The sequence below is a fragment of the Streptomyces sp. NPDC051243 genome (assembly GCF_044455405.1).
In the GTDB taxonomy this organism is placed as follows: Bacteria; Actinomycetota; Actinomycetes; order Streptomycetales; family Streptomycetaceae; genus Streptomyces.
This window is the reverse complement of the sequence record NZ_JBITES010000004.1, coordinates 145,220-169,608: the sequence shown is the minus strand read 5'-3', so window position 1 is coordinate 169,608 and position 24,389 is coordinate 145,220. Positions and strand designations below refer to the sequence as shown.

Annotated in this window: 22 protein-coding genes and 2 tRNA genes; 11 read left to right on the top strand and 13 right to left on the bottom strand. The window is 68.7% G+C overall.

Going from position 1 to position 24,389, the window contains the following annotated elements; genetic code table 11:
- The first annotated feature begins 205 nt into the window (after positions 1–205).
- From ACIBAG_RS11330 to pknB, 6 genes are all read left to right on the top strand, one after another.
- Positions 206–1,081, top strand: coding sequence for an FhaA domain-containing protein (locus tag ACIBAG_RS11330; RefSeq protein ID WP_399103599.1), 876 nt, complete (start codon positions 206–208; stop codon positions 1,079–1,081).
- Positions 1,082–1,091: 10 nt separating this feature from the next.
- Positions 1,092–1,604: an FHA domain-containing protein gene (locus ACIBAG_RS11325; protein ID WP_399103597.1), complete on the top strand. Its 513-nt coding sequence runs from the start codon at positions 1,092–1,094 to the stop codon at positions 1,602–1,604.
- Between the two features lie 90 nt (positions 1,605–1,694).
- A complete protein-coding gene (locus ACIBAG_RS11320; protein ID WP_399104491.1) occupies positions 1,695–3,281 on the top strand; it encodes a Stp1/IreP family PP2C-type Ser/Thr phosphatase in 1,587 nt (528 codons plus the stop codon).
- Between the two features lie 27 nt (positions 3,282–3,308).
- Positions 3,309–4,751 carry an FtsW/RodA/SpoVE family cell cycle protein gene (locus tag ACIBAG_RS11315; RefSeq protein ID WP_399103594.1) on the top strand — a complete coding sequence of 481 codons (1,443 nt, stop codon included), beginning with the start codon at positions 3,309–3,311 and terminating at the stop codon, positions 4,749–4,751.
- On the top strand, positions 4,748–6,220 hold the full coding sequence (locus ACIBAG_RS11310) for a peptidoglycan D,D-transpeptidase FtsI family protein (protein WP_399103592.1): 1,473 nt from the start codon (positions 4,748–4,750) through the stop codon (positions 6,218–6,220). Before ACIBAG_RS11315 ends, ACIBAG_RS11310 begins: the two co-directional genes overlap by 4 nt.
- A gap of 170 nt (positions 6,221–6,390) precedes the next feature.
- On the top strand, positions 6,391–8,394 hold the full coding sequence (gene pknB, locus ACIBAG_RS11305; RefSeq protein ID WP_399103590.1) for a Stk1 family PASTA domain-containing Ser/Thr kinase: 2,004 nt from the start codon (positions 6,391–6,393) through the stop codon (positions 8,392–8,394).
- Between the two features lie 522 nt (positions 8,395–8,916).
- Here pknB and ACIBAG_RS11300 read toward each other — a convergent pair.
- The 6 genes from ACIBAG_RS11300 to ACIBAG_RS11275 are packed head-to-tail and all read right to left on the bottom strand — an operon-like array spanning position 8,917 to position 13,324.
- Positions 8,917–9,684: a class E sortase gene (locus tag ACIBAG_RS11300; protein WP_399103588.1), complete on the bottom strand. Its 768-nt coding sequence runs from the start codon at positions 9,682–9,684 to the stop codon at positions 8,917–8,919.
- Positions 9,685–9,696: 12 nt separating this feature from the next.
- Positions 9,697–10,974 (bottom strand): class E sortase, encoded by a 1,278-nt coding sequence (locus ACIBAG_RS11295; protein WP_399103586.1) that lies wholly within the window; start codon positions 10,972–10,974, stop codon positions 9,697–9,699.
- Positions 10,971–11,609, bottom strand: a complete 639-nt coding sequence (locus tag ACIBAG_RS11290; protein WP_399103584.1) for an aminodeoxychorismate/anthranilate synthase component II — start codon at positions 11,607–11,609, stop codon at positions 10,971–10,973. The genes ACIBAG_RS11295 and ACIBAG_RS11290 overlap by 4 nt, the downstream gene beginning before the upstream one ends.
- Positions 11,606–11,803: a hypothetical protein gene (locus ACIBAG_RS11285; RefSeq protein WP_167348327.1), complete on the bottom strand. Its 198-nt coding sequence runs from the start codon at positions 11,801–11,803 to the stop codon at positions 11,606–11,608. The genes ACIBAG_RS11290 and ACIBAG_RS11285 overlap by 4 nt, the downstream gene beginning before the upstream one ends.
- Positions 11,804–11,820: 17 nt before the next feature.
- Complete coding sequence (locus ACIBAG_RS11280) at positions 11,821–12,528, bottom strand: class E sortase (protein WP_399103582.1); 708 nt, start codon at positions 12,526–12,528, stop codon at positions 11,821–11,823.
- 19 nt (positions 12,529–12,547) lie between these two features.
- Complete coding sequence (locus ACIBAG_RS11275; RefSeq protein WP_399103580.1) at positions 12,548–13,324, bottom strand: DUF881 domain-containing protein; 777 nt, start codon at positions 13,322–13,324, stop codon at positions 12,548–12,550.
- A 142-nt stretch (positions 13,325–13,466) separates the two neighbouring features.
- On the opposite strand from ACIBAG_RS11275, the gene crgA reads away from it, so the two are divergent.
- Positions 13,467–13,721 carry a cell division protein CrgA gene (gene crgA / locus ACIBAG_RS11270; protein WP_399103578.1) on the top strand — a complete coding sequence of 85 codons (255 nt, stop codon included), beginning with the start codon at positions 13,467–13,469 and terminating at the stop codon, positions 13,719–13,721.
- A 270-nt stretch (positions 13,722–13,991) separates the two neighbouring features.
- Here crgA and ACIBAG_RS11265 read toward each other — a convergent pair whose 3' ends face one another.
- Together ACIBAG_RS11265 and ACIBAG_RS11260 are read right to left on the bottom strand one after the other, a co-directional pair.
- Entirely contained in the window at positions 13,992–14,879 is an 888-nt protein-coding gene (locus ACIBAG_RS11265) for a rhomboid family intramembrane serine protease (protein WP_399103576.1), read from the bottom strand.
- Positions 14,880–15,005: 126 nt separating this feature from the next.
- A complete protein-coding gene (locus ACIBAG_RS11260; protein WP_399103574.1) occupies positions 15,006–15,539 on the bottom strand; it encodes a peptidylprolyl isomerase in 534 nt (177 codons plus the stop codon).
- Between the two features lie 325 nt (positions 15,540–15,864).
- Between ACIBAG_RS11260 and ACIBAG_RS11255 the strand changes: the two genes are divergently transcribed.
- Complete coding sequence (locus ACIBAG_RS11255; RefSeq protein ID WP_399103572.1) at positions 15,865–16,578, top strand: DUF5324 family protein; 714 nt, start codon at positions 15,865–15,867, stop codon at positions 16,576–16,578.
- A gap of 485 nt (positions 16,579–17,063) precedes the next feature.
- On the opposite strand, the gene ACIBAG_RS11250 is transcribed toward ACIBAG_RS11255, so the two are convergent.
- Positions 17,064–17,136 (bottom strand) — tRNA-Ala (locus ACIBAG_RS11250).
- Between the two features lie 183 nt (positions 17,137–17,319).
- Between ACIBAG_RS11250 and ACIBAG_RS11245 the strand changes: the two genes are divergently transcribed.
- Both ACIBAG_RS11245 and ACIBAG_RS11240 read left to right on the top strand, forming a co-directional pair.
- On the top strand, positions 17,320–17,868 hold the full coding sequence (locus ACIBAG_RS11245; protein ID WP_399103570.1) for a helix-turn-helix domain-containing protein: 549 nt from the start codon (positions 17,320–17,322) through the stop codon (positions 17,866–17,868).
- A gap of 341 nt (positions 17,869–18,209) precedes the next feature.
- Entirely contained in the window at positions 18,210–20,177 is a 1,968-nt protein-coding gene (locus ACIBAG_RS11240; protein ID WP_399103568.1) for a protein kinase, read from the top strand.
- A 227-nt stretch (positions 20,178–20,404) separates the two neighbouring features.
- Here ACIBAG_RS11240 and ACIBAG_RS11235 read toward each other — a convergent pair whose 3' ends face one another.
- On the bottom strand, positions 20,405–21,739 hold the full coding sequence (locus ACIBAG_RS11235) for a hypothetical protein (RefSeq protein ID WP_399103566.1): 1,335 nt from the start codon (positions 21,737–21,739) through the stop codon (positions 20,405–20,407).
- A 399-nt stretch (positions 21,740–22,138) separates the two neighbouring features.
- Positions 22,139–22,267 carry a DLW-39 family protein gene (locus ACIBAG_RS11230; protein WP_003999697.1) on the bottom strand — a complete coding sequence of 43 codons (129 nt, stop codon included), beginning with the start codon at positions 22,265–22,267 and terminating at the stop codon, positions 22,139–22,141.
- A 347-nt stretch (positions 22,268–22,614) separates the two neighbouring features.
- Here ACIBAG_RS11230 and ACIBAG_RS11225 point away from each other — a divergent pair, with 347 nt between their 5' ends.
- Complete coding sequence (locus tag ACIBAG_RS11225) at positions 22,615–22,995, top strand: DUF6344 domain-containing protein (protein WP_399103561.1); 381 nt, start codon at positions 22,615–22,617, stop codon at positions 22,993–22,995.
- A 343-nt stretch (positions 22,996–23,338) separates the two neighbouring features.
- On the opposite strand, the gene ACIBAG_RS11220 is transcribed toward ACIBAG_RS11225, so the two are convergent.
- A complete protein-coding gene (locus ACIBAG_RS11220) occupies positions 23,339–24,082 on the bottom strand; it encodes an AAA family ATPase (protein ID WP_399103559.1) in 744 nt (247 codons plus the stop codon).
- Between the two features lie 190 nt (positions 24,083–24,272).
- A tRNA-Ile gene (locus ACIBAG_RS11215) sits at positions 24,273–24,349 on the bottom strand.
- Positions 24,350–24,389: the final 40 nt, after the last annotated feature.

The window sequence follows — 24,389 nt, the reverse complement described above, 5'->3', positions numbered from 1 at the left end:
TACGATCCATGGCAAGACTGTGTCCGTGAGGAGTTCGAAGGGGAGCTCCGAAGGGAACTTCGAGGGCGTCGACACCCGTCGACCGTGCCGACAGGGGGAACCAGCCGATTTACCGGCGCGTGGATACGATCAGTAAGCAGTACCAGGTAAGGCAGTGCCCGCCCGGCGGGACACAGGACGAAGGCAACGACGGAGGAGGTGCCTCATGGGAGTCCTGAAGAAGTTCGAGCAGCGTCTCGAAGGTCTGGTCAACGGCACCTTCGCGAAGGTGTTCAAGTCCGAGGTCCAGCCCGTGGAGATCGCGGGAGCGCTCCAGCGCGAGTGCGACAACAACGCCACGATCTGGAACCGCGACCGCACGGTCGTCCCCAACGACTTCATCGTGGAGCTGAGCGCACCGGACCACGAGCGGCTGAGCCCCTACTCCGGCCAGCTCGGCGACGAGCTCGCCGGCATGGTCCGCGACTACGCCAAGCAGCAGCGCTACACCTTCATGGGCCCGATCAAGGTCAACCTGGAGAAGGCCGACGACCTCGACACCGGCCTGTACCGCGTGCGCTCCCGTACGCTCGCCGGCTCCACCGACCAGCAGGGCGGTGGCCGGCAGGCTCCCGCACCCGCCGCCCCGGCCGGGCGGCCCGGCGCTGCCCCGGGAGGCTACGGCTACCCGCCGGCCGCCGCACCCGCGGGCGCCCCGCCCATGCCGGCCGCGCCGCCCCCCGGCGGCCGCCCCGGCGGTTACGGCTACCCGCAGCCCGCGGGCGGCCAGCGTCCTCCCGCCGCGCCCGCGGCCGGCGGTCGCACCCGCTACTGGATCGAGATCAACGGCACCCGCCATCAGATCTCCCGCGCGACGCTGGTGCTGGGCCGCAGCACCGAGGCCGACGTGCGGATCGACGACCCCGGCGTCTCCCGCCGGCACTGCGAGATCCGGACCGGAACGCCCTCGACGATCCAGGATCTCGGGTCCACCAACGGCATCGTGGTGGACGGGCAGCACACCACCCGCGCTACGCTCCGCGACGGCTCGCGGATCGTCGTGGGCAGCACCACCGTTATCTATAGGCAAGCCGAAGGGTGAAGCGGGGGCAATGTCAGAGCTGACCCTCACGGTCATGCGGCTGGGTTTCCTGGCCGTCCTGTGGCTGTTCGTGATCGTGGCCGTGCAGGTCATCCGCAGCGACCTGTTCGGTACGCGCGTCACTCAGCGCGGCTCGCGCCGCGAGGCCGCCCGGCCGCAGCAGACCGCACGTCAGGCGGCGCCTCCGCAGCAGCGCGGCCAGCAGGGCGGCGGCCGCCAGCGCCGTAACGCCCCCACCAAGCTGGTCGTGTCCGAGGGCACCCTCACCGGCACCACCGTCGCACTGCAGGGGCAGACCATCACCCTGGGCCGGGCACACGACAGCACGATCGTGCTGGACGACGACTACGCCTCCAGCCGGCATGCCAGGATCTACCCGGACCGCGACGGCCAGTGGATCGTCGAGGACCTTGGTTCCACCAACGGCACGTACCTCGACCGAATGCGGCTGACGACCCCCACACCGATTCCGCTGGGCGCGCCGATCCGCATCGGCAAGACCGTCATCGAGCTGCGGAAGTAGTACGACAATGAGCGAGCGGAGCGAGCACGCAGCGGCGGCCCACACCACGGGCCCCGGCGCGCTCCCGACCGGAGGGTGGGCACCGTGCGGATGTACCCGGAGCCGACGGGCGAGGTGCGCATGAGTCTGTCACTGCGCTTCGCCGCCGGATCGCACAAAGGCATGATTCGCGAGGGCAACGAGGACTCCGGATACGCCGGACCCCGCCTGCTCGCCATCGCCGACGGCATGGGCGGCGCGGCAGCGGGCGAGGTCGCCTCCTCCGAGGCGATCTCCACCATCGTCGCCCTCGACGACGACATCCCCGGCTCCGACGTCCTCACCTCTCTCGGCACCGCCGTCCAGCGCGCCAACGACCAGCTGCGCTCGATGGTCGAGGAGGACCCCCAGCTCGAAGGCATGGGCACCACGCTCACCGCCCTGCTCTGGACCGGACAGCGCCTCGGCCTGGTCCACGTCGGCGACTCCCGCGCCTACCTGCTGCGCGACGGCGTCCTCACCCAGATCACGCAGGACCACACCTGGGTGCAGCGCCTCGTCGACGAGGGCCGTATCACCGAGGAAGAAGCCACCACCCACCCGCAGCGCGCCCTGCTGATGCGCGCGCTGGGCAGCGGCGACCATGTCGAGCCCGACCTGTCCATCCGTGAGGTCCGCGCCGGCGACCGGTACCTGATCTGCTCCGACGGCCTGTCCGGGGTGGTGTCCCACCAGACGCTGGAGGACACCCTCGCCAGCTACCAGGGCCCCCAGGAGACCGTCCAGGAGCTCATCCAGCTCGCGCTGCGCGGCGGCGGCCCCGACAACATCACCGTGATCGTCGCCGACGTCCTCGACCTGGACACCAACGACACCCTCGCCGGGCAGCTGTCCGACACCCCGGTCGTGGTCGGCGCCGTCGCCGAGAACCAGGCCCAGCTGCACGACAACGGCATCATGCAGACCCCGGCGGGCCGTGCCTCCGGGCTCGGCCGCCAGTTCCCCGGACAGGGTGGCGGGGGCGGCGAGTTCGGCCCGCCCGGCTCCGGCGACACCACCGGCTACATCCCGGCGGGCAGCTTCGGCGACTACACCGACGACGACTTCGTCAAGCCCCGCAAGGGCCGCAAGTGGCTGAAGAGATCCTTCTACATCGCCCTCGCGCTCGGTGTGATCGGCGGCGGCCTGTACGGCGGCTGGAAGTGGACGCAGACGCAGTACTACGTCGGCACCAACGGCGACCACGTCGCCCTCTACCGGGGCATCAGCCAGGACCTGGCCTGGGTCTCGCTGTCGGAGGTGGAGAAGGACCACCCCGAGATCGAACTCAAGTACCTGCCGCCGGTCTGGCAGAAGTCGGTCGAGGCGACCATCGCCGAGGGCGGCCTGAAGGACGCCCAGAAGAAGATCGACGAACTCGCCGTGCAGGCCTCCGCGTGCAAGAAGCGGTCCGCGCAGCAGTCCGCCGAGAGCGACAAGAACTCCGGGACCGGCGAAGGCGAGGCCGGAGGCACCACGGGAACCACACGTTCCTCCCTTACGTCAAAGGCGACACCGACGCCGAACCCATCGGCGTCCCAGTCCCAGACCCCGCCCCCGTCCTCCTCCACCTCCCCGACCCCGACTGCGACGCCAAGCCCCGGCCCGACTCTCTCGGAGGAAGAGCAGAAGGTCGTCACGAACTGCGGCACGCAGTAGGCAAGCCGTGAGAGGCCCCGTCACACGATGAGCAGTACTACGAACTCGCCGACCCACCACACGTCCACGATCGGCGCGATCGGCGCGCCGAGCCGGCGCAACACCGAACTCGCGCTGCTGGTGTTCGCGGTTGTCATTCCGGTGTTCGCCTACGCCAACGTGGGCCTGGCGATCAACGACGAGGTGCCGGCCGGCCTCCTCAGCTACGGAATAGGCCTCGGCCTCCTCGCCGGCATCGGCCATCTCGTCGTACGGAAGTTCGCCCCGTACGCGGACCCGCTGCTGCTGCCGCTGGCGACGCTGCTGAACGGGCTCGGACTGGTCGCGATCTGGCGGCTGGACCAGTCGAAGCTGCTGCAGTCGCTGCCCACCTACATCACGGCCGCGCCCCGACAACTGCTCTACACGGCGCTCGGCATCGCGCTGTTCGTCGTCGTACTGATCTTCCTCAAGGACCACCGCGTCCTGCAGCGCTACACGTACATCTCGATGTTCGTCGCCCTGGTGCTGCTCCTGCTGCCACTGGTGCCCGGACTCGGAGCCGACGTCTTCGGCGCCAAGATCTGGATCCGCGTCCCCGGCCTCGGCTCCGTCCAGCCCGGTGAGTTCGCGAAAATCGTCCTGGCGGTGTTCTTCGCCGGCTACCTGATGGTCAAGCGCGACGCCCTGGCCCTCGCCAGCCGCCGCTTCATGGGCCTGTACCTGCCGCGCGGCCGCGACCTCGGGCCGATCCTCGTCGTCTGGGCGATCTCGATCCTCATCCTCGTCTTCGAGACCGACCTCGGTACGTCGCTGCTGTTCTTCGGAATGTTCGTCATCATGCTGTACGTCGCCACCGAGCGGACCAGCTGGATCGTCTTCGGTCTGCTGATGTCCGCGGTCGGCGCCGTCGGCGTGGCCTCCTTCGAACCGCACATCCAGCAGCGCGTCGACGCCTGGCTCGACCCGATGCGCGAGTACACGCTCAGCCAGCAGGGTGTGATCGGCCACTCCGAGCAGGCCATGCAGGCCCTGTGGGCCTTCGGCTCCGGCGGCACCCTCGGCACGGGCTGGGGCCAGGGCCACTCCGAACTCATCCGCTTCGCCGCCAACTCCGACTTCATCCTCGCCACCTTCGGCGAGGAGCTCGGCCTGGCCGGCGTCATGGCGCTCCTGCTGCTGTACGCGCTCATCGTGGAACGCGGCGTGCGCACCGCACTTGCCGCCCGCGACCCGTTCGGCAAGCTGCTCGCCGTCGGCCTGTCCGGCGCCTTCGCCCTCCAGGTCTTCGTCGTGGCCGGCGGTGTCATGGGCCTCATCCCGCTGACCGGTATGACCATGCCGTTCCTGGCCTACGGCGGCTCCTCGGTGCTCGCCAACTGGGCCCTCATCGGCATCCTGATGCGCATCAGCGACACCGCCCGCCGTCCGGCGCCCGCCCCCGCTCCGAACCCCGACGCCGAGATGACCCAGGTGGTCCGCCCGTCATGAACAAGCCCCTGCGCCGGATCGCGATCTTCTGCGGCATCCTGATGCTCACCCTGCTCATCCGGGACAACTGGCTGCAGTACGTCAAGGCGGACAGCCTCAAGGACGACCCCAAGAACCGCCGCGTCCTGATCGCCCGCTACGCCGTGCCCCGCGGCGACATCATCGTCGGCGGCGACCCGATCACCGGGTACACGGAGACGTCGGGCGACTTCAAGTACAAGCGGACGTACAAGGACGGCGCGATGTGGGCGCCCGTCACCGGCTTCGTCTCGCAGGCCTACGGCGCCAACCAGCTGGAGTCCATCAACGACGGCATCCTCAGCGGCACTGACGACCGGCTCTTCTTCCGCAACACCCTCGACATGATCACGGGCAAGAAGAAGCAGGGCGGCAACGTCGTCACCACCCTCAACGCCGCCGCGCAGAAGGCCGCCTACCAGGGCCTGAAGAACCAGGGCGGCAAGGGTGCCGTCGCCGCCATCGAGCCGTCCACCGGCAAGATCCTGGCGCTGGCGTCCTTCCCGTCGTACGACCCGTCGACGATCGCCGGAGGCAGCACCTCCGACGAAGAGGCCTGGGACAAGCTCCAGAAGAAGAACAACCCCGACGACCCGATGCTCAACCGGGCGCTGCGCGAGGTCTACCCACCCGGCTCGACCTTCAAGGTCGTCACCGCGGCCGCGGCGCTGGAGAACGGGCTGTACACGGACGCGGACGCGGCCACCAAGACGCCGCTGCCGTGGACCATGCCCGGCACCACGACCGTGCTGAAGAACGAGGGCAACATCCCCTGCAAGAACGCCACCCTCCGGGTCGCCCTGCAGTGGTCCTGCAACACCGTCTTCGGCAAGATCGGCTCCGACCTCGGCAATGACAAGATGCTGGACGAGGCCAAGAAGTTCGGCTTCACCGAGGAGCAGTTCACCCCGGTCCGCACCAGCGCGTCGGTCTTCTCCGAGGACATGGCGCCCTCCGAGGTCGCGCTGTCCTCCATCGGCCAGTTCAACACCGCGGCCACCCCGCTGCAGATGGCCATGGTCGCCTCGGCCGTCGCCAACGACGGCACGCTGATGAAGCCGTACATGGTCGACTCGGTCCAGACGCACAACCTCGACCCGCTCGAGAAGACCGAACCCGAGGAGCTGAGCAAGCCGCTGTCGGCGGAGAACGCGCAGATCCTGCAGTCGATGATGGAGACGGTCGTCGAGGACGGCACCGGCAAGAAGGCACGGATCGACGGCGTCAAGGTGGGCGGAAAGACCGGTACCGCCCAGCACGGCGTGGACAACAGCGAGAACCCCTACGCGTGGTTCATCTCCTACGCCAAGGCCGAGGACGGCAGCTCGCCGGTCGCCGTGGCCGTGGTGATCGAGGACGAGAACGCGGTCCGCGACGACATCTCCGGTGGCGGTCTCGCGGCCCCCATCGCCAAGAGCGTCATGGAGGCGGTCATCAACAGCGAGAAGTGACCCCGCTCACGTCCCCTTCACATCGGTGCACGTTGCGATACCGGTCCTGTATCGGGTTACGGGCTTGGCCAGGTCACACAAGATGAGCCGGGTACGGTATGCCCGGACGGCACACCGACGCACCCACAAGGGTGAGGTCGGGACCGACGGAGAGGGCTGGTAGGTAGCTTATGGAAGAGCCGCGTCGCCTCGGCGGCCGGTACGAACTGGGCCAGGTGCTCGGTCGTGGTGGCATGGCGGAGGTCTACCTCGCGCATGACACCCGCCTCGGCCGCACCGTGGCGGTGAAGACGCTGCGCGCGGACCTCGCGCGCGACCCGTCCTTCCAGGCCCGGTTCCGCCGGGAGGCCCAGTCGGCCGCCTCGCTCAACCATCCCGCGATCGTCGCGGTCTACGACACGGGCGAGGACTACATCGACAACGTGTCGATCCCGTACATCGTCATGGAGTACGTGGACGGCTCGACGCTCCGCGAGCTGCTCCACTCCGGCCGCAAGCTGCTGCCGGAGCGCGCCATGGAGATGACCATCGGCATCCTCCAGGGCCTGGAGTACGCCCACCGCAGCGGCATCGTCCACCGCGACATCAAGCCGGCCAACGTCATGCTGACGCGCAACGGCCAGGTCAAGGTGATGGACTTCGGCATCGCCCGCGCCATGGGCGACTCCGGCATGACGATGACCCAGACCGCGGCCGTCATCGGCACCGCCCAGTACCTCTCGCCGGAGCAGGCGAAGGGCGAGCAGGTGGATGCCCGGTCGGATCTGTATTCCACCGGCTGCCTGCTGTACGAGCTCCTGACGGTGAGGCCCCCCTTCGTGGGCGACTCCCCCGTGGCCGTCGCCTACCAGCACGTACGCGAAGAGGCTCAGGCCCCGTCCGTCTTCGACCCCGAGATCACGCCGGAGATGGACGCCATCGTCCTGAAGGCACTGGTCAAGGACCCCAACTACCGCTATCAGTCGGCCGACGAGATGCGCGCCGACATCGAGGCCTGCCTCGACGGCCAGCCCGTCGCCGCCACGGCCGCGATGGGATCGGTGGGCTACGGCGGCTACCCCGACGACCAGCCGACCACGGCCCTGCGCGCCACGGACGCCGGCGCCACGTCGATGCTGCCGCCCATGAACCCCGACGACGGCGGCTACGGCTACGACGACCGCCCGGACCGGCGCCGCCAGAAGAAGTCCAACACCTCGACGATCCTGCTGGTCCTCGCGGCGGTGCTGGTTCTCGTGGGTGCGGTGCTGATCGGCAAGTGGGTGTTCGACGGCGATGGGGTGGCCAACGACACGGTGCCTGTGCCGAACTTCATCGGCAAGACGCTGCCCGAGGCCAAGAAAGAGGCGGCCAACAGCGACCTCTCGCTGACCTCCAAGAAGGAACCCTGCGAGAACAAGCCCGCGGGCCAGATCTGCTCGCAGAACCCGGACTCCGGGACGAAGGTCAAGAAGAACTCCACCGTCAACGTCGTGGTGTCGACCGGCGCCCCGAAGGTCACCGTTCCGGACGTGGAGGGCGCGCAATACCAGGAGGCCAAGTCCGACCTCGAGGAGAAGGGCTTCGTGGTCGAGCAGAAGACCGAGGAGTCCGACCGGACTCCGGGCGTGGTCATCAACCAGGACCCCGAGGGGGGCACCGAGCAGGAGAAGGGCTCGACGATCACCCTCACCGTCGCCAAGGAGAAGGAACAGTCCACGGTTCCGGCCGTCCAGGGCAAGTCCTGTGACGAGGCGAAGGCCCAGATGTCGGCCAACAACCTGGTCGGCTCCTGCGTCGAGGTGGAGACCCAGGACCCCAACCTGGTCGGCAAGGTCATCGACACCAACCCGGCGATCGGCTCCCAGGTCCCCCAGAACTCGCAGGTGGAGATCCGGATCGGCAAGGCGGCCGCGCAGCAGCAGGTGCCGGTGCCGAGCGTGACCCAGCTGTCCCTGAAGGACGCCAGGAAGGCCATCGAGGGCGCCGGCCTGACGGTGGGCAACGTCCAGGGTTCCCAGGACGACAACGCCGTGGTCCTCGCCCAGGATCCTCAGCCGAACACCCAGGTGGCCCAGGGCACCGCGGTCAACCTGATCGCCGTCGACCAGGGCGGCAACGGCAACGGCGGCGGTGGCGACGACGGCCAGATCTTCGGCGGCGTGACCGGGACGTCGGCCCGCACGGAGGACTGACCCAACGCACATGAGTGAGCCCCGGTGCCCTGAGCAGGGCGCCGGGGCTCACTCATGTAGTGGCCCGCACCCGTCGCAGATCAGCACGGTCGCTCATCATGTACGGACCTACCTCCTCGACATGGAGTACTTGGCACACACACAGCCTGTGGAAAACCCGGCATCCACCGACGTCGTCTCCCTCGATGACCGCATCGCCCAACGCATCACCCACATCCTCGGCAAAGCGGTCGTCCCCGTGTTCAACGCCTTGATCGAAACGTCGGGCGAGCACCGCAGGGAGCTGATCGCGCCCTGCGCAGGCGTCCAGCGCGCTGCACGGATGTCGTCGTGCAGGGAGGTCCCGGCGACCGGGGTATCGACGTCATCGTGCTCACGGCCGACGGACGGCGCCTCGTCGCCCAGTGCAAGAGGTTCGGCTCTCTCCGTGGCGACGTGCCCCTTCACCCCTGACGCACTGAGCATCGCCACCGACAGCGGTATCACCGCCGTAGACCGCGCGAGGTGCTCGAAGAACCTCTGTCAGCCGCGCAGTTCCTCCGGCGGCGTCCGCTCCTCGTCCACCTTCTCCACCCGCTCCAGCTCGCCCCACACGATGTACCGGTACCGGCTCGTGTAGATCGGCGTGCAGGTAGTCAGCGTGATGTAGTGGCCCGCCTTGGTCTTGCCCGACTCCTTCGGGACGGCGGAGAGGACCTTGACGTTGTACTTCGAGGTCTCGGGAAGGACGGCGTAGACCTTGTAGACGTACCACTTGTCCTTCGTCTCGAAGACGATCGGGTCGCCCTTCTCGATCTTGTGGATGTTGTGGAACTCGGCGCCGTGGCCGTCGCGGTGTGCGGCGAGGGAGAAGTTGCCCTTCTTGCCCGACGTCGGCAGGGTCGCCTTGACCGGGTCGGTGTAGTAGCCGGCGACGCCGTCGTTGAGGATCTTCGCCGTCGTGCCCTTCTCGACCAGGATGTCCTCGTCGCCCATCGCGGGCACGTGCAGGAAGCCGATGCCGTTCTTGGAGTCGAACTCGGCGGGACGGTCGGATCCGCCGTCCTCGTGCGCCCAGATGTCGCGGACCTTGTCAGCCTGTTTGGCCGCCTCCCGGTCGGCGATCACGTTCGTCCACCACAGGGAGTAGACGACGAACAGGCCGAGCACCAGGCCCGCCGTGATCAGGAGTTCGCCGAAGACGCTGACCGCCATCGCGATCCGGCCCATACGGCGGCGTGCCGGCCTGCGCGGGGACGGGGACGCGACGGTGCGCTCCGCGTGCTCGGTGTCGTCGGTGGTCGCTGCCACGTTCATCTGCCCTTAACTGACGAGCGCATCCGGCTTGCCCTTGCTGCGCGGCCGTTCCTCGACCATCTTGCCCCAGACGATCAACCGGTACTTGCTGGTGAACTCCGGAGTACACGTGGTGAGTGTGATGTAGCGGCCCGGCGCGGTGAATCCGGCGTCCCGGGGAATCGGGTCCAGCACGCTCACGTTTTTCGGCGAGGTCACCGGCAGGATCGACGCCATCTTGTACACGTAGTACTTGTCCTGCGTCTCGACGACGATCGCGTCGCCCTGGGCGAGCCGGTTGATGTACCGGAACGGTTCGCCGTGTGTGTTGCGATGTCCGGCGAGGCCGAAGTTGCCGGTCTTGGCGTCCGGCATCGCCGTCTTCAGCCTGCCCTCGCCGTAGTGACCGACCATGCCGCGGTCGAGCACCTTCTTGTTGCTGACGCCCTCCGCGATCGGGACGACCACGTCCAGCTTCGGGATGTGCAGGATGGCGAAGCCCTGCCCCGGCGCGAAGGTTCCCGGGTTGCGTTTGCCGCTCGCCCAGTCGTCCTGGAGGCTGCTCGCCTCCTTGTCCGCCTGCGCGTGTGCCCGGACGTTCGTCCACCACAGCTGGTAGCTCACGAACAGCAGCATCAGCACGCCGGTGGTGATGAACACCTCACCGATCGCCCGGCTGGCGAGCACCCCCGGGCTGGGCCGGCGCGCCCGGGCCTGTCTGCGCGCCTCCACCCGCGACAGCGGCGCCCGCGCGGCCTCAGAACCGCCCTCGGCGGCCTCCGACTCCTGCCGCGTGCCTCCATGACGCCCGTGACGCCGCTTGGCGGCCTTTCTGCGGGCCGCGCGGCCGCCTGTCGGGGTTCTGGTGGCTGATGCGGCGGAAGAGGCTGCAGAGGCCGTTATGGACTCGCCTGCGGGCGGCTCCGCTATCCGCAGTGCCACGGTCTCGTCGTCCGGCGGCGGTATGTACGGCTCCGTGTACGGCTCTTGGGGCGTGGCAGCCGCCTCGCCACCGAGGTCGCCGGTGCCATATCTGTCAGCTTCGTAGCTGTCAGCTCCGTAGCTCTCTGCCGCGTAGCCCTCGCTGCCGTAACCGTCGGCGCCATACCCCCCGGCGCCGTATCCCCCGGCACCCTGGCCCTGAGCGACGTAGCCCTCCCCGCCCTGCCACTCCCCGAGCGCACCGGACGCCCCGTACGGCTGCTGCCCGTACGAGGTGCCCTGGTCGCCGGCGTCGCCGTAGGAGTCCGTGAAGGACTCCCCGTAAGCGGCGCCGGACTCGCGCTCGGGGCGCAGCGCGGTCACGCCGTGGCCCTGCCCACCACCGGGGCGAGCCCCGCCGACCTCGCCACCGCGCCCTGGTCACCGCACTCCACCAGCCAGTTGGCCAGCATCAGATGACCGTGCTCGGTCAGCACCGACTCGGGGTGGAACTGCACGCCCTCGACCGGGAGTTCACGGTGCCTGAGACCCATGATGATCCCGTCGTGCGTGCGGGCGGTGACCTCGAGCTCGGCAGGGACCGTCCCCGGCTCCGCCGCCAGCGAGTGGTAGCGCGTCGCCGTGAACGGCGAGGGCAGCCCCGCGAAGACGCCCTTGCCCTCGTGCTCGACCGGCGAGGTCTTGCCGTGCAGCAGCTCCGGCGCGCGGTCGACGACTCCGCCGTACGCCACCTGCATCGACTGCATGCCGAGACAGACACCGAAGACCGGCACCCCGGTCGAGGCGCAGTGGCGCACCATCTCGATGCAGACCCCGGCCTCCTCCGGCGTTCCCGGACCCGGCGACAGCAGCACGCCGTCGAAGCCGTCCTGGGCGTGTGCCGTCGACACCTCGTCGTTGCGCAGCACCTCGCACTCGGCGCCCAGCTGGTACAGGTACTGCACCAGGTTGAAGACGAAGCTGTCGTAGTTGTCCACGACGAGAATGCGCGCGCTCACTGGCCCTCCACCGTCACATCGCCGAAGGGAAGCAGCGGCTCTGCCCACGGGAAGACGTACTGGAAAAGGACGTAGACCACGGCCACGACCAAGGCGAGTGAAATCAGCGCCCTCACCCACGCGTTCCCCGGCAGATGCCGCCAGATCCAGCCGTACATGCCGTCCCTTCCGTCGCACCACGGCACCAGACTCACGCCGTACAGCCAACAGACTAACGGCGCAACGCCTCCGGTTTCCCGGCCTCCACAGGCTGTGTGGAGTCCAGATGGGCCCACACGATCAGCCGGTGGCTGTGTCCCCACTCCGGATCACACGTGGTCAGGGTCAGATAGCGGCCCTCACGGGTGTACCCCGACTTACGGGGCACAGGGTCGATCACCTCAATGTCCGTGGGCAGTGTTTTGTAGGGCCCTTTGTCGATCCGATACGTGAACCAGGTCGTCCCGTCGGTGAGGACCACGGCGTCCCCGGGACGCAGCTTCGGGAAATCCTTGAAGGGATCGCCGTACGTACGCCGATGGCCGGCCACCGAGAAGTTGCCCTTCTGACCGAGCTGAGCGGTGTTCGCGTAGTGGCCGAGGCCCTTCTTGAGGGTGTTGGTGGCGGTGCCTTCGAGAACCGGCTTGTTCCACGTGAAACCAAGGCGCGGGATGTACATGATCGCGAAGGGCTCGTCCGCGGTGTACGGGGCGGGCTCGGGGGGACTCGTGGCCGCGCCCGGGCTCGCCGTATCGCCGGGAGCCGCAGCCGTCGGGCGAACCGCCCCCTGCGCCCACCGCTCCTCCAACCGATCGATCTGGTCGTCCATGACGTTGTCGGCCTTCACACCGGTCCAGAACAGTACGTAGACGACGAAAAGGACGATCACGGTGCCGGCGGTGATGCACAGTTCGCTGACGGTCCTGACGACGACGCGCACCGGCAGCTCCAGAGAGGGCTCACTCCACGGGCTTGGCGTACTGCAGATCCACTGTGCCCGAGTAGCCCGGCAGAGTCACCGTCCCGTCCTCGGTGACTTTCCAGCCGAGGCCGTACACATTGACGTACACCATGTAGTTCTGGATCGCCGGCGAGGCCGCGAGCGCCTGCTGCATCTTCTCCGGATCACCGACCGCCGTGATCTTGTACGGCGGTGAGTAGACCCGGCCCTGAAGGATCAGCGTGTTGCCCACGCAGCGCACCGCGCTCGTGGAGATCAGCCGCTGGTCCATGACCTTGATGCCCTTGGCGCCGCTCTGCCACAGGGCATTGACCACGGCCTGCAGATCCTGCTGGTGAATGACCAGGTAGTCGGGCTGCGGCTCCGGATACCCGGGCAGCTTGGCGGTGGCGTCCGGCGGGGCGTCGTTGAGCGTGACCGTGATCGCCTCGCCGGTCACCTTCTGCGTGCCCGCGCTCCGCTCCAGCTCCGCCAGCTTGTCGTCCTCGGCCTTGGTGCTGCCGTCGTCCCGTTCCGCCAGCGCCTCCACGTCGTCACGCAGGGCGGCGTTGGACTCATTGAGCCGGCCGTTCTCGTGACTGCGCTCCTGGATCAGGTCCGAGAGCTTCAGCAACGATGCGTCCGTGCGGATATCGGTGCCTTTGGCCGTATTGAAACTCGTGAAGAAAATCAGCCCCGCGAGAGCGAAGACGGCCGCGGTGAGCACCCGCACCGGCCGGAAGCGGCCACGGACAGGACTGGATCCCGTCCCGGGGGAGTCGGCAGAATTGCTCAACGTACCCTTATCTCCTTCGGCGCCGCGGAAGCACTACGCTAACGGACGCCCGGGGGAGCAATCAGAGTCCCCTTGTACGCTGCCCCGGAGCCAGCCCCAGTTCCCTGCGCGGCCACGCAGCGCATCGACAGGAGAGACCCTCGTGCCGAAGTCACGTATCCGCAAGAAGGCCGACTACACGCCACCGCCGTCGAAGCAGGCGGCCTCCATCAAGCTGAACAGCCGCGCCTGGGTCGCACCCGTGATGCTGGCCATGTTCATCATCGGCCTGGCCTGGATCGTCGTCTTCTACGTGACCGACGGTTCGCTGCCCATCGACGCGCTGGGCAACTGGAACATCGTGGTGGGTTTCGGCTTCATCGCCGCCGGATTCGGCGTCTCCACGCAGTGGAAGTAGCGGCCGCTTCTCGGTGAACTCAGCTCTACCCACGGCTATCCGCTGAGTTATCCACAGATCGCAAAAGTATCCACAGAGGACCTGGGGAAAAGAACGACGATCTGTGGATAACCCCTCGGGCGTTGACGCCGATACGACTGACACACCACGGATCCGGACGGGCGTTCGCCCCCTGCCTGACCTGCGGAAATGCAGGTCAGTGACAGGGGGCACAGTTGTTCGCGCACACTATGCACAAGATTGGCCACCCTCTGTGGACAACCGTTCTGCTCAGGTGAGCTGCAGCGTTCTCAGAACGGTCGCCAGGACGATCACGGCCAGGACCAGCGCGCATGTGCCGTACTGGATCAGTGCCCGCCGCTGACGCGGTGCGTGGACCATGGCGTAGCCGATGACCACGCCGGCGACGAGGCCGCCGATGTGGGCCTGCCAGGAGATGTTGAATCCCGGGCTGAAGGTGAAGATCAGGTTGATCACCAGCAGCGCGATGATCGGCCGCATGTCGTAGTTGAGGCGGCGCATGAGGACCGCGGTGGCGCCGAAGAGGCCGAAGATGGCACCGGAGGCACCGAGCGTGGCCGTGGTCGGGGAGGCCAGCAGATAGGCCAGTGCGCTGCCCGCGAGGCCGGAGCAGAGGTAGAGCGCGAGGTAGCGGGCGCGGCCCAGGGCGGCTTCCAGAGGGCCGCCGAGCCACCACAGGCTGAGCATGTTGAAGGCGATGTGCCAGATGGCCTCGTGGGTGAACATCGAGGTCACCAGGCGGTACCACTCGCCGCCGGCGACACCTTCGGTGGGGTTGAAGGGGGCGGGCGGCCAGGCGCCGAGGAGGACCAGGTCGTTGAGCAGAGCGGTGCTGGTCTGGACGGCGATGAACACCGCGAGGTTGATGCCGATGAGGATCTTGGTGAGCAGACGGGGGTCGGCGGTGATGGTGCCGCCGGCGATCGTGCGGGGCCGGGCAGCGTCAGGGGCGTGTCCGGTGCCGGAGCCGCCGCGGACGCAGTCGGGGCACTGGAAGCCGACGGAGGCGCTGACCATGCAGTCGGGGCAGATCGGGCGTTCGCAGCGAGTGCAGCGGATGCCGGTCTCGCGGCCCGGGTGTCGGTAGCAGACGGGCAGGCTCTGGGCGTCCTGCGAGCTGCCGGCCGGCTGGTCCATGAGATCCCCTAGGTCGTTGTACGCGGTGCACGTCCACATGCATCGCCCCGCTCTTCCATACGGATGAGCGGGGCGTTTGGTTCCCTGTGGGAGCTGTCGGATGGTTCCCCGAGGGAGGTGTCGGACTCAGCCTTCGCGGGTCTCGATGACGACCGACTCGATGACGACGTCCTTGACCGGACGGTCGGTGCGCGGGTTGGTCTGGGTGGTCGCGATGCCGTCCACGACCTTCTGGCTGGCCGCGTCGGTGACCTCACCGAAGATGGTGTGCTTGCGGTTCAGCCAGGTGGTCGGGGAGACCGTGATGAAGAACTGCGAGCCGTTGGTGCCCGGCCCGGCGTTGGCCATGGCCAGCAGGTACGGCTTGTCGAAGGAGAGGTCCGGGTGGAACTCGTCCTGGAACTGGTAGCCGGGACCGCCGGTGCCGTTGCCCAGCGGGTCACCGCCCTGGATCATGAAGCCGCTGATGACCCGGTGGAAGACCGTGCCGTCGTAGAGCTTGGCCGTGGACTTCTCTCCGGTGGCGGGGTTCGTCCACTCACGCTCGCCCTTGGCGAGCTCGACGAAGTTCTTGACCGTGATCGGCGCGTGGTTCGGGAGGAGCCGGACCTCGATGTCGCCGTGGTTGGTCTTCAGGGTGGCGTAGAGCTGCTCAGCCACGATCTGCCTTCCGTTGTCTTCCTGTGACCCCCTGATCCTCGCATGGACGGCGGCATCCGTCGCCCGGCACTCGTTCACCGGCCCGCAACCGTGGCGATCGCTTGCAGAAAACCGGTCGAGAAGGCCCGTGGCGGGGGCGCGAAGCGGCGAACCGTGGCATTGTCGACGACAAGCCCGCCTTGACCCTCATTAATCCGCTATTGCACTTGATCAGCTCCATCGGCACCCATATGCCCGCCCTCGCATGCCGCAGAGCGTCCTGACAGGCATGATCCGTAAAAGGGTGGAAAGTCGAAAACCGTACGCCACCGAGGAGGAGGATCCCGTGACCCGCATTGACAGCGTGCGCGCCGCGACCGGCTCGGCGAAGGACAGCGTGCTGCACGCCGCGGAAGTGGTGGCGCCCTACGCCGACACCGCCAAGGACAGGGCCGCGCAATACGCGCATGAGGCACGCGTACGAATCGCGCCCAAGGTGTCGCAGGCCACCGAGCAGGCCCGCGCGCAGGCACTTCTGCAGTACGGCGCGCATGTCGCGCCGCGTCTGGAGCAAGCCCGTGCGCATGTGCCGTCGAAGGTCGACCACGCCGCCCATGAGGCCGCCGCACGTACACGAAAGGCAGCCCGGCAGGCCGCCGACTACTCCAGGCCGAGGATCGAACAGGCTGTGGCCGTGGCGGTGCCCGTCAGGGACGAGGCCGCCGCGCGCGGTGCCGCCGCGTTGGCCGCGCTGCGCGGCCAGGTCTCGCCGAAGGAGATCCAGAAGCTGGCCCGCAGGCACGACAGGCGCGCCAAGGCCGGTCGCACCGCGAAGGCGCTGGCTGTGTTCGGTGCCCTCGCGGGCGCTGCCTTCGCGGCCTGGAAGTGGTGGGACAAGCAGGCCAATCCGGACTGGCTGGTCGAGCCTCCCGCCGCGACCGAGGTACCCGAGTCGGGCCGTCTCGCTTCGGTGGACGGCAGCGGCCAGTCCGTCCTCGATCCCGAGGTCCAGGCGAAGGAAGCCGAGGAGGAGGCGGCCCGTCGCGACGAGGGCCAGTGATGTGAGGCCGGCGCCGACCGGAAGGTGAACTCGGCCGTGGGGCGGACGACTTGAGGTCTTCCGCCCCACGGCCATGTTTCACGTGGAACATCGCCGGGGGGAACGAGGAGCCGCCGAGGGCAGCCGCCCACCAGATACGCAAGGCGGTGAGTGAACTCCGCCAGCGCATGGCACGCAGGGGGATGATCGTCGCGGGCGGACCGGCCATCGGGCGTGAGTGCTCGGCGCCCCCGCCACCGAGCGCCATGAGATGGACGCCCCGGCCCACACCGCCGTCCAGCCCCGGGCCCTCTCGGCGGCGACCTTGCACCACCTGTCGGGCACCGGCCTCCGCGCCGACGGCAGCCTCAGGCCCGTACCGATCCGGCTCCGTGGCCACCCGAGCGTTCGACGCGCCCCGGCTCTCCTGGCCAACTTTCCCTGCTCGAACGGCAACCAGAAAACCCCCTGACCTGCGTCCGGCGTAGGTCAAGGGGCTGGGTGAGTGGAGCCTAGGGGAGTCGAACCCCTGACATCTGCCATGCAAAGACAGCGCTCTACCAACTGAGCTAAGGCCCCGAAAAAAGGAACGTCCGACCAAAGGAAACCACACATCGCCGGGCGCCCAGACCAGAGTACCCGGTCGCCCCCCGTATCCCGCAAAAGGATTGGGGGTCCCGGTAAGCGACCACTCTCCGTAAGATGCTCGGCGTGGTTCGCTACAGCGAACCCAAGTTTTTGGGGAAGCGATGGGGAGACGCAATGGACGCCGCACAGCAGGAAGCCACCGCAAGAGCGCGGGAACTGCAGCGGAACTGGTACGGGGAGCCACTGGGGGCGCTCTTCCGTAAGCTCATCGACGATCTTGGTCTCAACCAGGCTCGTCTCGCGGGGGTACTGGGACTGTCCGCACCGATGCTGTCGCAGCTGATGAGCGGCCAGCGGGCGAAGATCGGCAATCCCGCCGTGGTCCAGCGGGTACAGCTGCTGCAGGACCTGGCGGGGCAGGTCGCGGACGGCAGCGTGAGCGCGGCCGAGGCCACCGAGCGCATGGAGGAGATCAAGAAGTCGCAGGGGGGCTCGGTGCTCAGCAACACCACGCAGACGACGAGCAGTTCGGGGGCGCCCACGGTCAAGCGGGTGGTCCGAGAGATCCAGTCCCTGCTGCGCTCGGTGGCGGCCGCCGGGGACATCATCGAGGCCGCGGACACCCTCGCCCCCAGCCACCCGGAACTGGCAGAGTTCCTCCGGGTGTACGGCGCCGGCCGCACCTCCGACGCAGTCTCGCACTACCAATCCCACCAGAACTGACCCCAAGGCCCCGGTCGCCGAAGGGGGTTCGGCAGCCGGGCCGGCGGTCCGCGTCCTGGGCGGCACGAGGGGGTCGTGCGGTTCAGCGGCGAGGTCCCACGGCGTCCGGCCGACGCGTTCGCGGTGAGCTGCACGACGGGGGCGTGTGGCTCAGCGAGGAGGGTCGGGCCGGGGAGTCCGTGACAAGGGAGCCGGATACGGGGGATTCCGGCAAGGGGGAGTCCCATGAGGGAGTCCGACGGGGAGTCCGTCGGGGGTGAAGGAGTGCGGCGAGGGGGAGTCGTATCGCTCACAGGGGGAAGCAAGGGGGGTAACCGAAGGGGGAGGAGCGACGCACAGCCATGGGTGAGGTCTTCGCCGGCCGGTACGAGCTGGTCGACCCGATCGGACGCGGAGGCGTCGGCGCCGTCTGGCGTGCCTGGGACCACCGTCGGCGCCGGTACGTGGCCGCCAAGGTGCTCCAGCAGAGCGACGCGCACTCGCTGCTGCGGTTCGTCCGCGAACAGGCCCTCCGGATCGATCACCCCCATGTGCTCGCGCCCGCCAGCTGGGCCGCCGACGACGACAAGGTCCTGTTCACCATGGACCTGGTGGCCGGTGGTTCGCTGGTCCATCTCATCGGGGACTACGGCCCCTTGCCGCCCTCCTTCGTCTGCACGCTCCTCGACCAGCTCCTCGCGGGACTCGCCGCGGTGCACGAGGAGGGCGTCGTCCACCGCGACATCAAGCCCGCCAACCTCCTCCTGGAGGCCACCGGAACAGCCCGCCCTCGACTGCGGCTGTCCGACTTCGGTATCGCCATGCGGCTGGGCGAGCCCCGCCTGACCGAGACCAACCTCGTGGTGGGAACGCCCGGTTACCTCGCACCCGAGCAACTCATGGGCGCGGAGCCGGACTTCCCGGCCGACCTGTTCGCCGTAGGACTGGTCGCGCTGTATCTGCTGGAGGGCGCCAAGCCTGACGCCAAGGCGCTCGTCCTGTACTTCGCCGAGCACGGAACTCCCAGTGCGCCCAAGGGAATTCCCGAACCTCTGTGGCAGGTCGTGGCCTCGCTGCTGCAGCCGGATCCGCATGCGCGGTTCCGCACGGCCACGGGTGCGCGCAAGGCTCTCGCCTCGGCCGCCGAGCTTCTGCCGGAACCGGGCCCCGACGACGAGCTGATCGAGATCTTCGACCAACTCGGCCCACTGCCACCGGGGTACGGTCCGAACGGCCCGCTCAATCCGGCTCCAGGGGTCGAAGGGGGCAGGGGCGGGTCCCGGCAGTTCGGGGCGGGCTCGGCAGGCAACTCTGAAGTCACCGGGTCCGCATCGAGCGCTTCTGGCTCCCTGCCGAGCAGCCATGGCTCCGTGGCGGGCGTCCATAGGTCCATGGCCAACGCTCAAGGCTCCGTGGCGGGCCCCCATGGCCCCGTGCCGAACGCTCATGGCTCCGTGGCGAGCACCCACGGCCCCGAAGCGAGTGCTTCCGGATCCGTGGCGAGGAGCGCAAACTCCGGACAGACCGGCACTGGCTCCGTGCCGACAGACCTCGGGACCGCCGGCACCGCACCGAGCGATCCGCGTCAGGGTGTCGCCGGGCCGATCCCGGCCGCCGACGTCACGGGGTCCCAGTCCGGGCTCGCTCCGCACACGCCCCTGCCGGGGCCCCAGCCACAGCCACAGCCGCCGAGGCACCCGCCCTCCGTCCAGGAGCCGTCCGTCCCCTCGCGGTCCGGTGACAGCAGCGGCCCGCTCGCCATGTCGGACACCGGCAGCTTCCATCTGCCACCGCCTCAGGCCACCGGCTCCACTCCGCAGACTCACACGTCCCCGCCACCGCCGCGCCCGGCGACGCAGGCACCGCTCCCCCCGCGAGCACACAGCCCGAGACAGCCAGACGAAGCGCAAGGCCAAGCCCGAGCCCAGGGCCAGAGCCAGGATCACGCCCAGTCCCAGGCCCAGTCCCAGGCCCAGGCGGACATACGGCACCACTCCGCACCCCACATCTCCCCCTACGACCCCACGCACGTCCTCTCCTCCCCTCCTCCGCACGCACCGCAGTACCCGGCCGAGCCCTCGACGCCGACGCCGACGCCACACCAACTCGTCGATGCCTCTACTGCTTCGTACACCGCTCAGAGCCCGCAGGTTCCAACCTCGGCGCCCCCAATTCCGCAGCCCCGCCGCCGAGGCAGCCATCGCGCCGCCCGCCGCACCGCCCAAGGGCTCACACGCCGCCCCGGCCCACCCGCCAAGGTCGCGGTACCACTCCTGCTGCTTGCGCTGGCCTGCTACGCCGTGGGGTTCTGGGCGCTGGCCCAGATCTGACCTCGCTGAAATGCCGGAAGGCACGAGTCGGCGAACCACGTCATCCGCCTGACCCGCCGCGAGCACGGCCGCGCCGGGAACCTCCGACTCGCCGAGCGGATCGAACGGCAGGGGCCATGCGGGCGCCCGGCTCCGCCGTCCTCAATGGCACGAGCCCGCAACCGCCGACCCGCAGGTCGGGAGGCGACGCCGCGCGCAGCGCCCCCCTCCCACGGCCCTCACCAGCCTTACCAGGCCCCGACCCTCCGCCGAGCCACCACGGCCCACACCCCCAGCACCACCAGCACCAGAGTCCCCCCTCCGATCCCGCTTACCGCGAGCACGGTCATCGCGGCGTCACCGCCGCCCCCGGAACCGTGCCCCGAGACCACCTTCCGATCGCTCGCCCCGACCTGGAAGACGCCTCTGGGCTCGGACTGCCCCGCATAACCGGGACCGGTCGTCTCCTCACCCCCGATCTGCACGCGCAGAGTCAGCCCGAACGGTCCGTCTCCGAACCTCTCGGCCACCCCGGCGGCGAGATGGACCACGAGGTAGTAGGACCCGGCGAACCGCATGCCGCTGAACCGTTCGGGCAGGGCGTACCGGTTCTCGTACGCGACCGGCGGTAGGGGATCGAGTTCAGCGGTCGTCCGTCGGCCGTTGTAGGTGGCGCTCACGTCGTCGACGAAGCCGCGCGCGGGGTTGTAGAGCGCGAGGTTCAGGGCGTAGCCCGCGGAGCCGCCGCCGCTCGAGCCGCCCAGTTCGGCGGTGGCGTACACCTGTCGGCCCCAGTCGAGCGGCACCTTGTAGAAGAGCGTTCGGCCGGGCGTGATGTCGGCACTCCAGGCACCCTGCCCGACGGATACCGCCGAGGTGAAACCGGAGCCGCCTTCGCGGGGCACGTCCTCGTCGGTGAGGGGGGCCGGAGAGGCGGAGTTCCAGGCCTCGGGGGCGCTGGTCGCGACGACCTGCTCCAGGGAGGGCTCCGACGTGGCGAAGAGCTCGAGGTCCCAGGCTTCCGGCGCGGAGTCCGCCCTGCCGACGCGCTGTACCGTCACGTAGTGGGTGCCGGCCTTCTTGCAGCGCGATCGATTCGAGGAGGCCTCGCGCACCCCCCACTCGGTGATCGGTCGGGCACTGTGGACGACGCCGAATTTCTCGGTTTTGAGCGAGCAGCGACTACCGTCGGCGTCCTCCACGGACACCTTGATCCCGTCGCTCGCCTCGACCGTGCTGCCGGGAGGGGGGATGGCGGTCACGGAGATGTACACGTCAGAGGTGGCGTCGAGGTCGAGGCTGTAGTAGCTCTCACCGGTGCTTGGCAGGGAGCTCCGATACGTCGAGCCGGGCGTGAGGAGCGCGGCGTCCGTGGTGGTCGTCGAGGCCCTGACGGAGCGGGCGTCCGGTGCGAAGGCGTAGGGGCCGGGCGTTCCGGCCGCGACTGCGGGCTGGGCCGGCAGGGCAGCCGTCGTACCCAGCAGCAGCGCCCCGACCGCGAATGCGGCACGCGCGCGTGCCGAGCGCGAGGAATGACCGCGCCGCACCATCCCGCGGCGCCACCGCGCCGTACGCCGCCCCATCACGCGCCACCCCTGTCGTCACCGGACCATGGACGTCGCCCATCCTGCCCAGCCCGGCCGCGCGTCACCCGCGCAATCCCTACGACCGTCCGAAACACCCGGCTCTAAGGCATCCGATCCGCTCCCGCAACTCGGCGCCAACAGCACTCCGCAGCCTGACCGCGACACTCGTCAGCCCGCGCTCAGTCTCTCCGCGGCACTCAGCCGCTGCTCAGCCTCTCCCCGGCGCGCCACTCCCGCACGCGGCGCCTACGGAGCCGCGCGCCCCCAATCTCCGGCCCTCACGCCGCCGAACTCCGGCCCTCGACCGCCCCCGGCCCCCGCCCCGCCCTGCCCCGGGCACACAAAACCCCGACCGCGATGGCGGCCGGGGTCTGCTTCAGTCTCCGATGTGATGGCTCACGAACCCGTGGGCACGGAGTCAGTCGCCTCCGTCCACAGATCCTGCTCGGCGCGATCCGCCTGGATCTGGCGGTACACGAGGAGCCCGCCGATGGCGGCCAGTGCGACCAGGAGAAGCTTCTTCACCGCGCGACCTCGTCTTTCCTTGACGTAGGGGACCTCTGGCGCCCGACTATACACACCGACCGATATCGATCGGTGACCTGCGTCAGAGCTCAACTGCCGTCCGGAACAGCGCAGTAGAAGCGGATTGCACCGCTCCGATCGGAGGGTGATCACACCCCGACAGACGGTAGCTTTCACCCCCTTCCCCTCACCTACCGCACTTTCCCTGACTTTCCAGGCCTCTTACGCCCATCCGAGTGGTGTTCATCTGAAGATCGACGCGCCACGGGCGTCGGTCCATGACTTCGCGGCCCCCATACACATCATGAGGAAAGTACGCAAATCGCCCAACCCGAAAGTGAGGGGCCATGACCAGGAACAAGGTCATGAACCTGTGGACCAGCATCGTCACCGCCTTCCTCGCGCTGTTCACGGCGCTCGGATTCGTCACGACCACCGCCGCCGCGGCCGTACCGCACACCGAGACGACACGCAAGAGCGGCAGCGACGACGGTGACCGCAACACGATGCAGCTGACGGTGCCGGCGATGCCACAGTGGGCGTGGTCCTACGCCAGATCACTGCCTCCCACGATGAAGCAGCGCATCCGCGCCGAGGCCCACGGCAGGACCCCCGGCTGCCGGCACCGCCCGCTCACGGAATCGGAAGCGGCCACGACCACCTCAGCCCCCGGCGGTTGCGACTCCGTCGCCGCACCGGCCCGGCCCCTGGTCCCGCACCAGCGCTGAACCGACGGCTCACCCCGAGCCGTCACCGCCAGTCCCGAACTGCACCGCCTCCTGTTCCGGCCAGCACGGAACCGGACCGCTCGGAAACACCAGCCGGCTTACCCGGCACGCTCAAGCACACACACCTGGCCGTGCAGCGCCGCTGAGCAGCACGTTCGTGCCGCACCGCCAACCGCAAAGCAGCGAAGACCTCTGATTCCGTACCGTCGTCAGCACCCTCATGTCCCACCGCTGAGCAGCAAGCACCTTTGATGCAGCACCGCTGAGCAGTACCCGTGAGCAGAACCACTAAGCAGCGCCCCTGATGCCGTAACTCTCATGACGACGGCCCCTACGGCGAACCTCATCCCCCTTCCACGATGTGCCGGAGATAGGCATGCGGGTCGTTGAGGTAACGCCGCCAGTGGTCGACGAGCTCCAGATCCCGCCAGTCGGCGGCACGCATTCCATGGTCGCCCACCTCGATGATCTCGGCGCCGGGCAGCGCCGTCAGCACCGGTGAGTGCGTGGCGCAGATGATCTGCGCGCCGGAACGCCCCAGTTCATGCAGCAGCCCGACGAGTTGAAGACAGGAAGCGAAGGACAGCGCGGCCTCGGGCTCGTCCAGGACGTACAGCCCCCGCTCTCGGAACCGCTCACGGAAGGCCATCAGAAAGCCCTCCCCGTGGCTCATCTCGTCCACGGCCCCGGTCAGCCTTCCCGTCTGCTGCTCCCGGCCCAGCGCGTCCAGCGCGGTCTCCGCCCGCAGGAAGAAACCTCTGCGGCGCGTACGAGGCCCTTGGAGCATACGGCGGCCGGCCACGGTCGCCTCGAAGCGTATCCGCCCGCCCAGCGCCGACGGCTCGCGCCGGCTCGCGTACTTGTAGCCCGCGGATCCGCCCCAGGAATCCAGCCCGAACCCCTCCGCCAGCGCCTCGACCAGCGTCGACTTGCCCGAACCGTTCTCCCCCACCAGGAACGTGACCGGCGCGGTGAACCTCAGGCCATCCTCCAGCAGCTGCCGCACGCACGGCACCGACCACGGCCACTGGCCGCCTTCCCCCAGCTCGCCCTCGGCGACATGCGCGTATGCCCGTTCGACGATCATGCCGCCAGGCTCTCACCCGGCACTGACAACGGAGCTCCCATAGACGGCTCCCACCGAGGGCTCCCACCGACGGCTCCGATCAACAACTTCAATCGACGGCTCCGATCAACAACTTCAATCGACGGCTTCGATCAACGGCTTCGACCGCGAACGCAAAAACCCCCAACCGTAATCGGTTGGGGGTTCCGGCTGGTGGGGCTAACAGGATTTGAACCTGTGGCCTCATCCTTATCAGGGATGCGCTCTAACCAACTGAGCTATAGCCCCGCCGCGCTTTGCGGTGTGTGTCCCGCGCGCTGACTCCTGA

Bases quoted from the DNA above. Each gene is read 5' to 3' on its own strand.
- ACIBAG_RS11330 (WP_399103599.1), top strand. From the start codon at position 206: ATGGGAGTCCTGAAGAAGTTCGAGCAGCGTCTCGAAGGTCTGGTCAAC.
- ACIBAG_RS11325 (WP_399103597.1), top strand. From the start codon at position 1,092: ATGTCAGAGCTGACCCTCACGGTCATGCGGCTGGGTTTCCTGGCCGTC.
- ACIBAG_RS11320 (WP_399104491.1), top strand. From the start codon at position 1,695: ATGTACCCGGAGCCGACGGGCGAGGTGCGCATGAGTCTGTCACTGCGC.
- ACIBAG_RS11315 (WP_399103594.1), top strand. From the start codon at position 3,309: ATGAGCAGTACTACGAACTCGCCGACCCACCACACGTCCACGATCGGC.
- ACIBAG_RS11310 (WP_399103592.1), top strand. From the start codon at position 4,748: ATGAACAAGCCCCTGCGCCGGATCGCGATCTTCTGCGGCATCCTGATG.
- pknB (WP_399103590.1), top strand. From the start codon at position 6,391: ATGGAAGAGCCGCGTCGCCTCGGCGGCCGGTACGAACTGGGCCAGGTG.
- ACIBAG_RS11265 (WP_399103576.1), bottom strand. From the start codon at position 14,879: ATGGACCAGCCGGCCGGCAGCTCGCAGGACGCCCAGAGCCTGCCCGTC.
- ACIBAG_RS11245 (WP_399103570.1), top strand. From the start codon at position 17,320: ATGGACGCCGCACAGCAGGAAGCCACCGCAAGAGCGCGGGAACTGCAG.
- ACIBAG_RS11240 (WP_399103568.1), top strand. From the start codon at position 18,210: ATGGGTGAGGTCTTCGCCGGCCGGTACGAGCTGGTCGACCCGATCGGA.
- ACIBAG_RS11235 (WP_399103566.1), bottom strand. From the start codon at position 21,739: ATGGGGCGGCGTACGGCGCGGTGGCGCCGCGGGATGGTGCGGCGCGGT.
- ACIBAG_RS11225 (WP_399103561.1), top strand. From the start codon at position 22,615: ATGACCAGGAACAAGGTCATGAACCTGTGGACCAGCATCGTCACCGCC.
- ACIBAG_RS11220 (WP_399103559.1), bottom strand. From the start codon at position 24,082: ATGATCGTCGAACGGGCATACGCGCATGTCGCCGAGGGCGAGCTGGGG.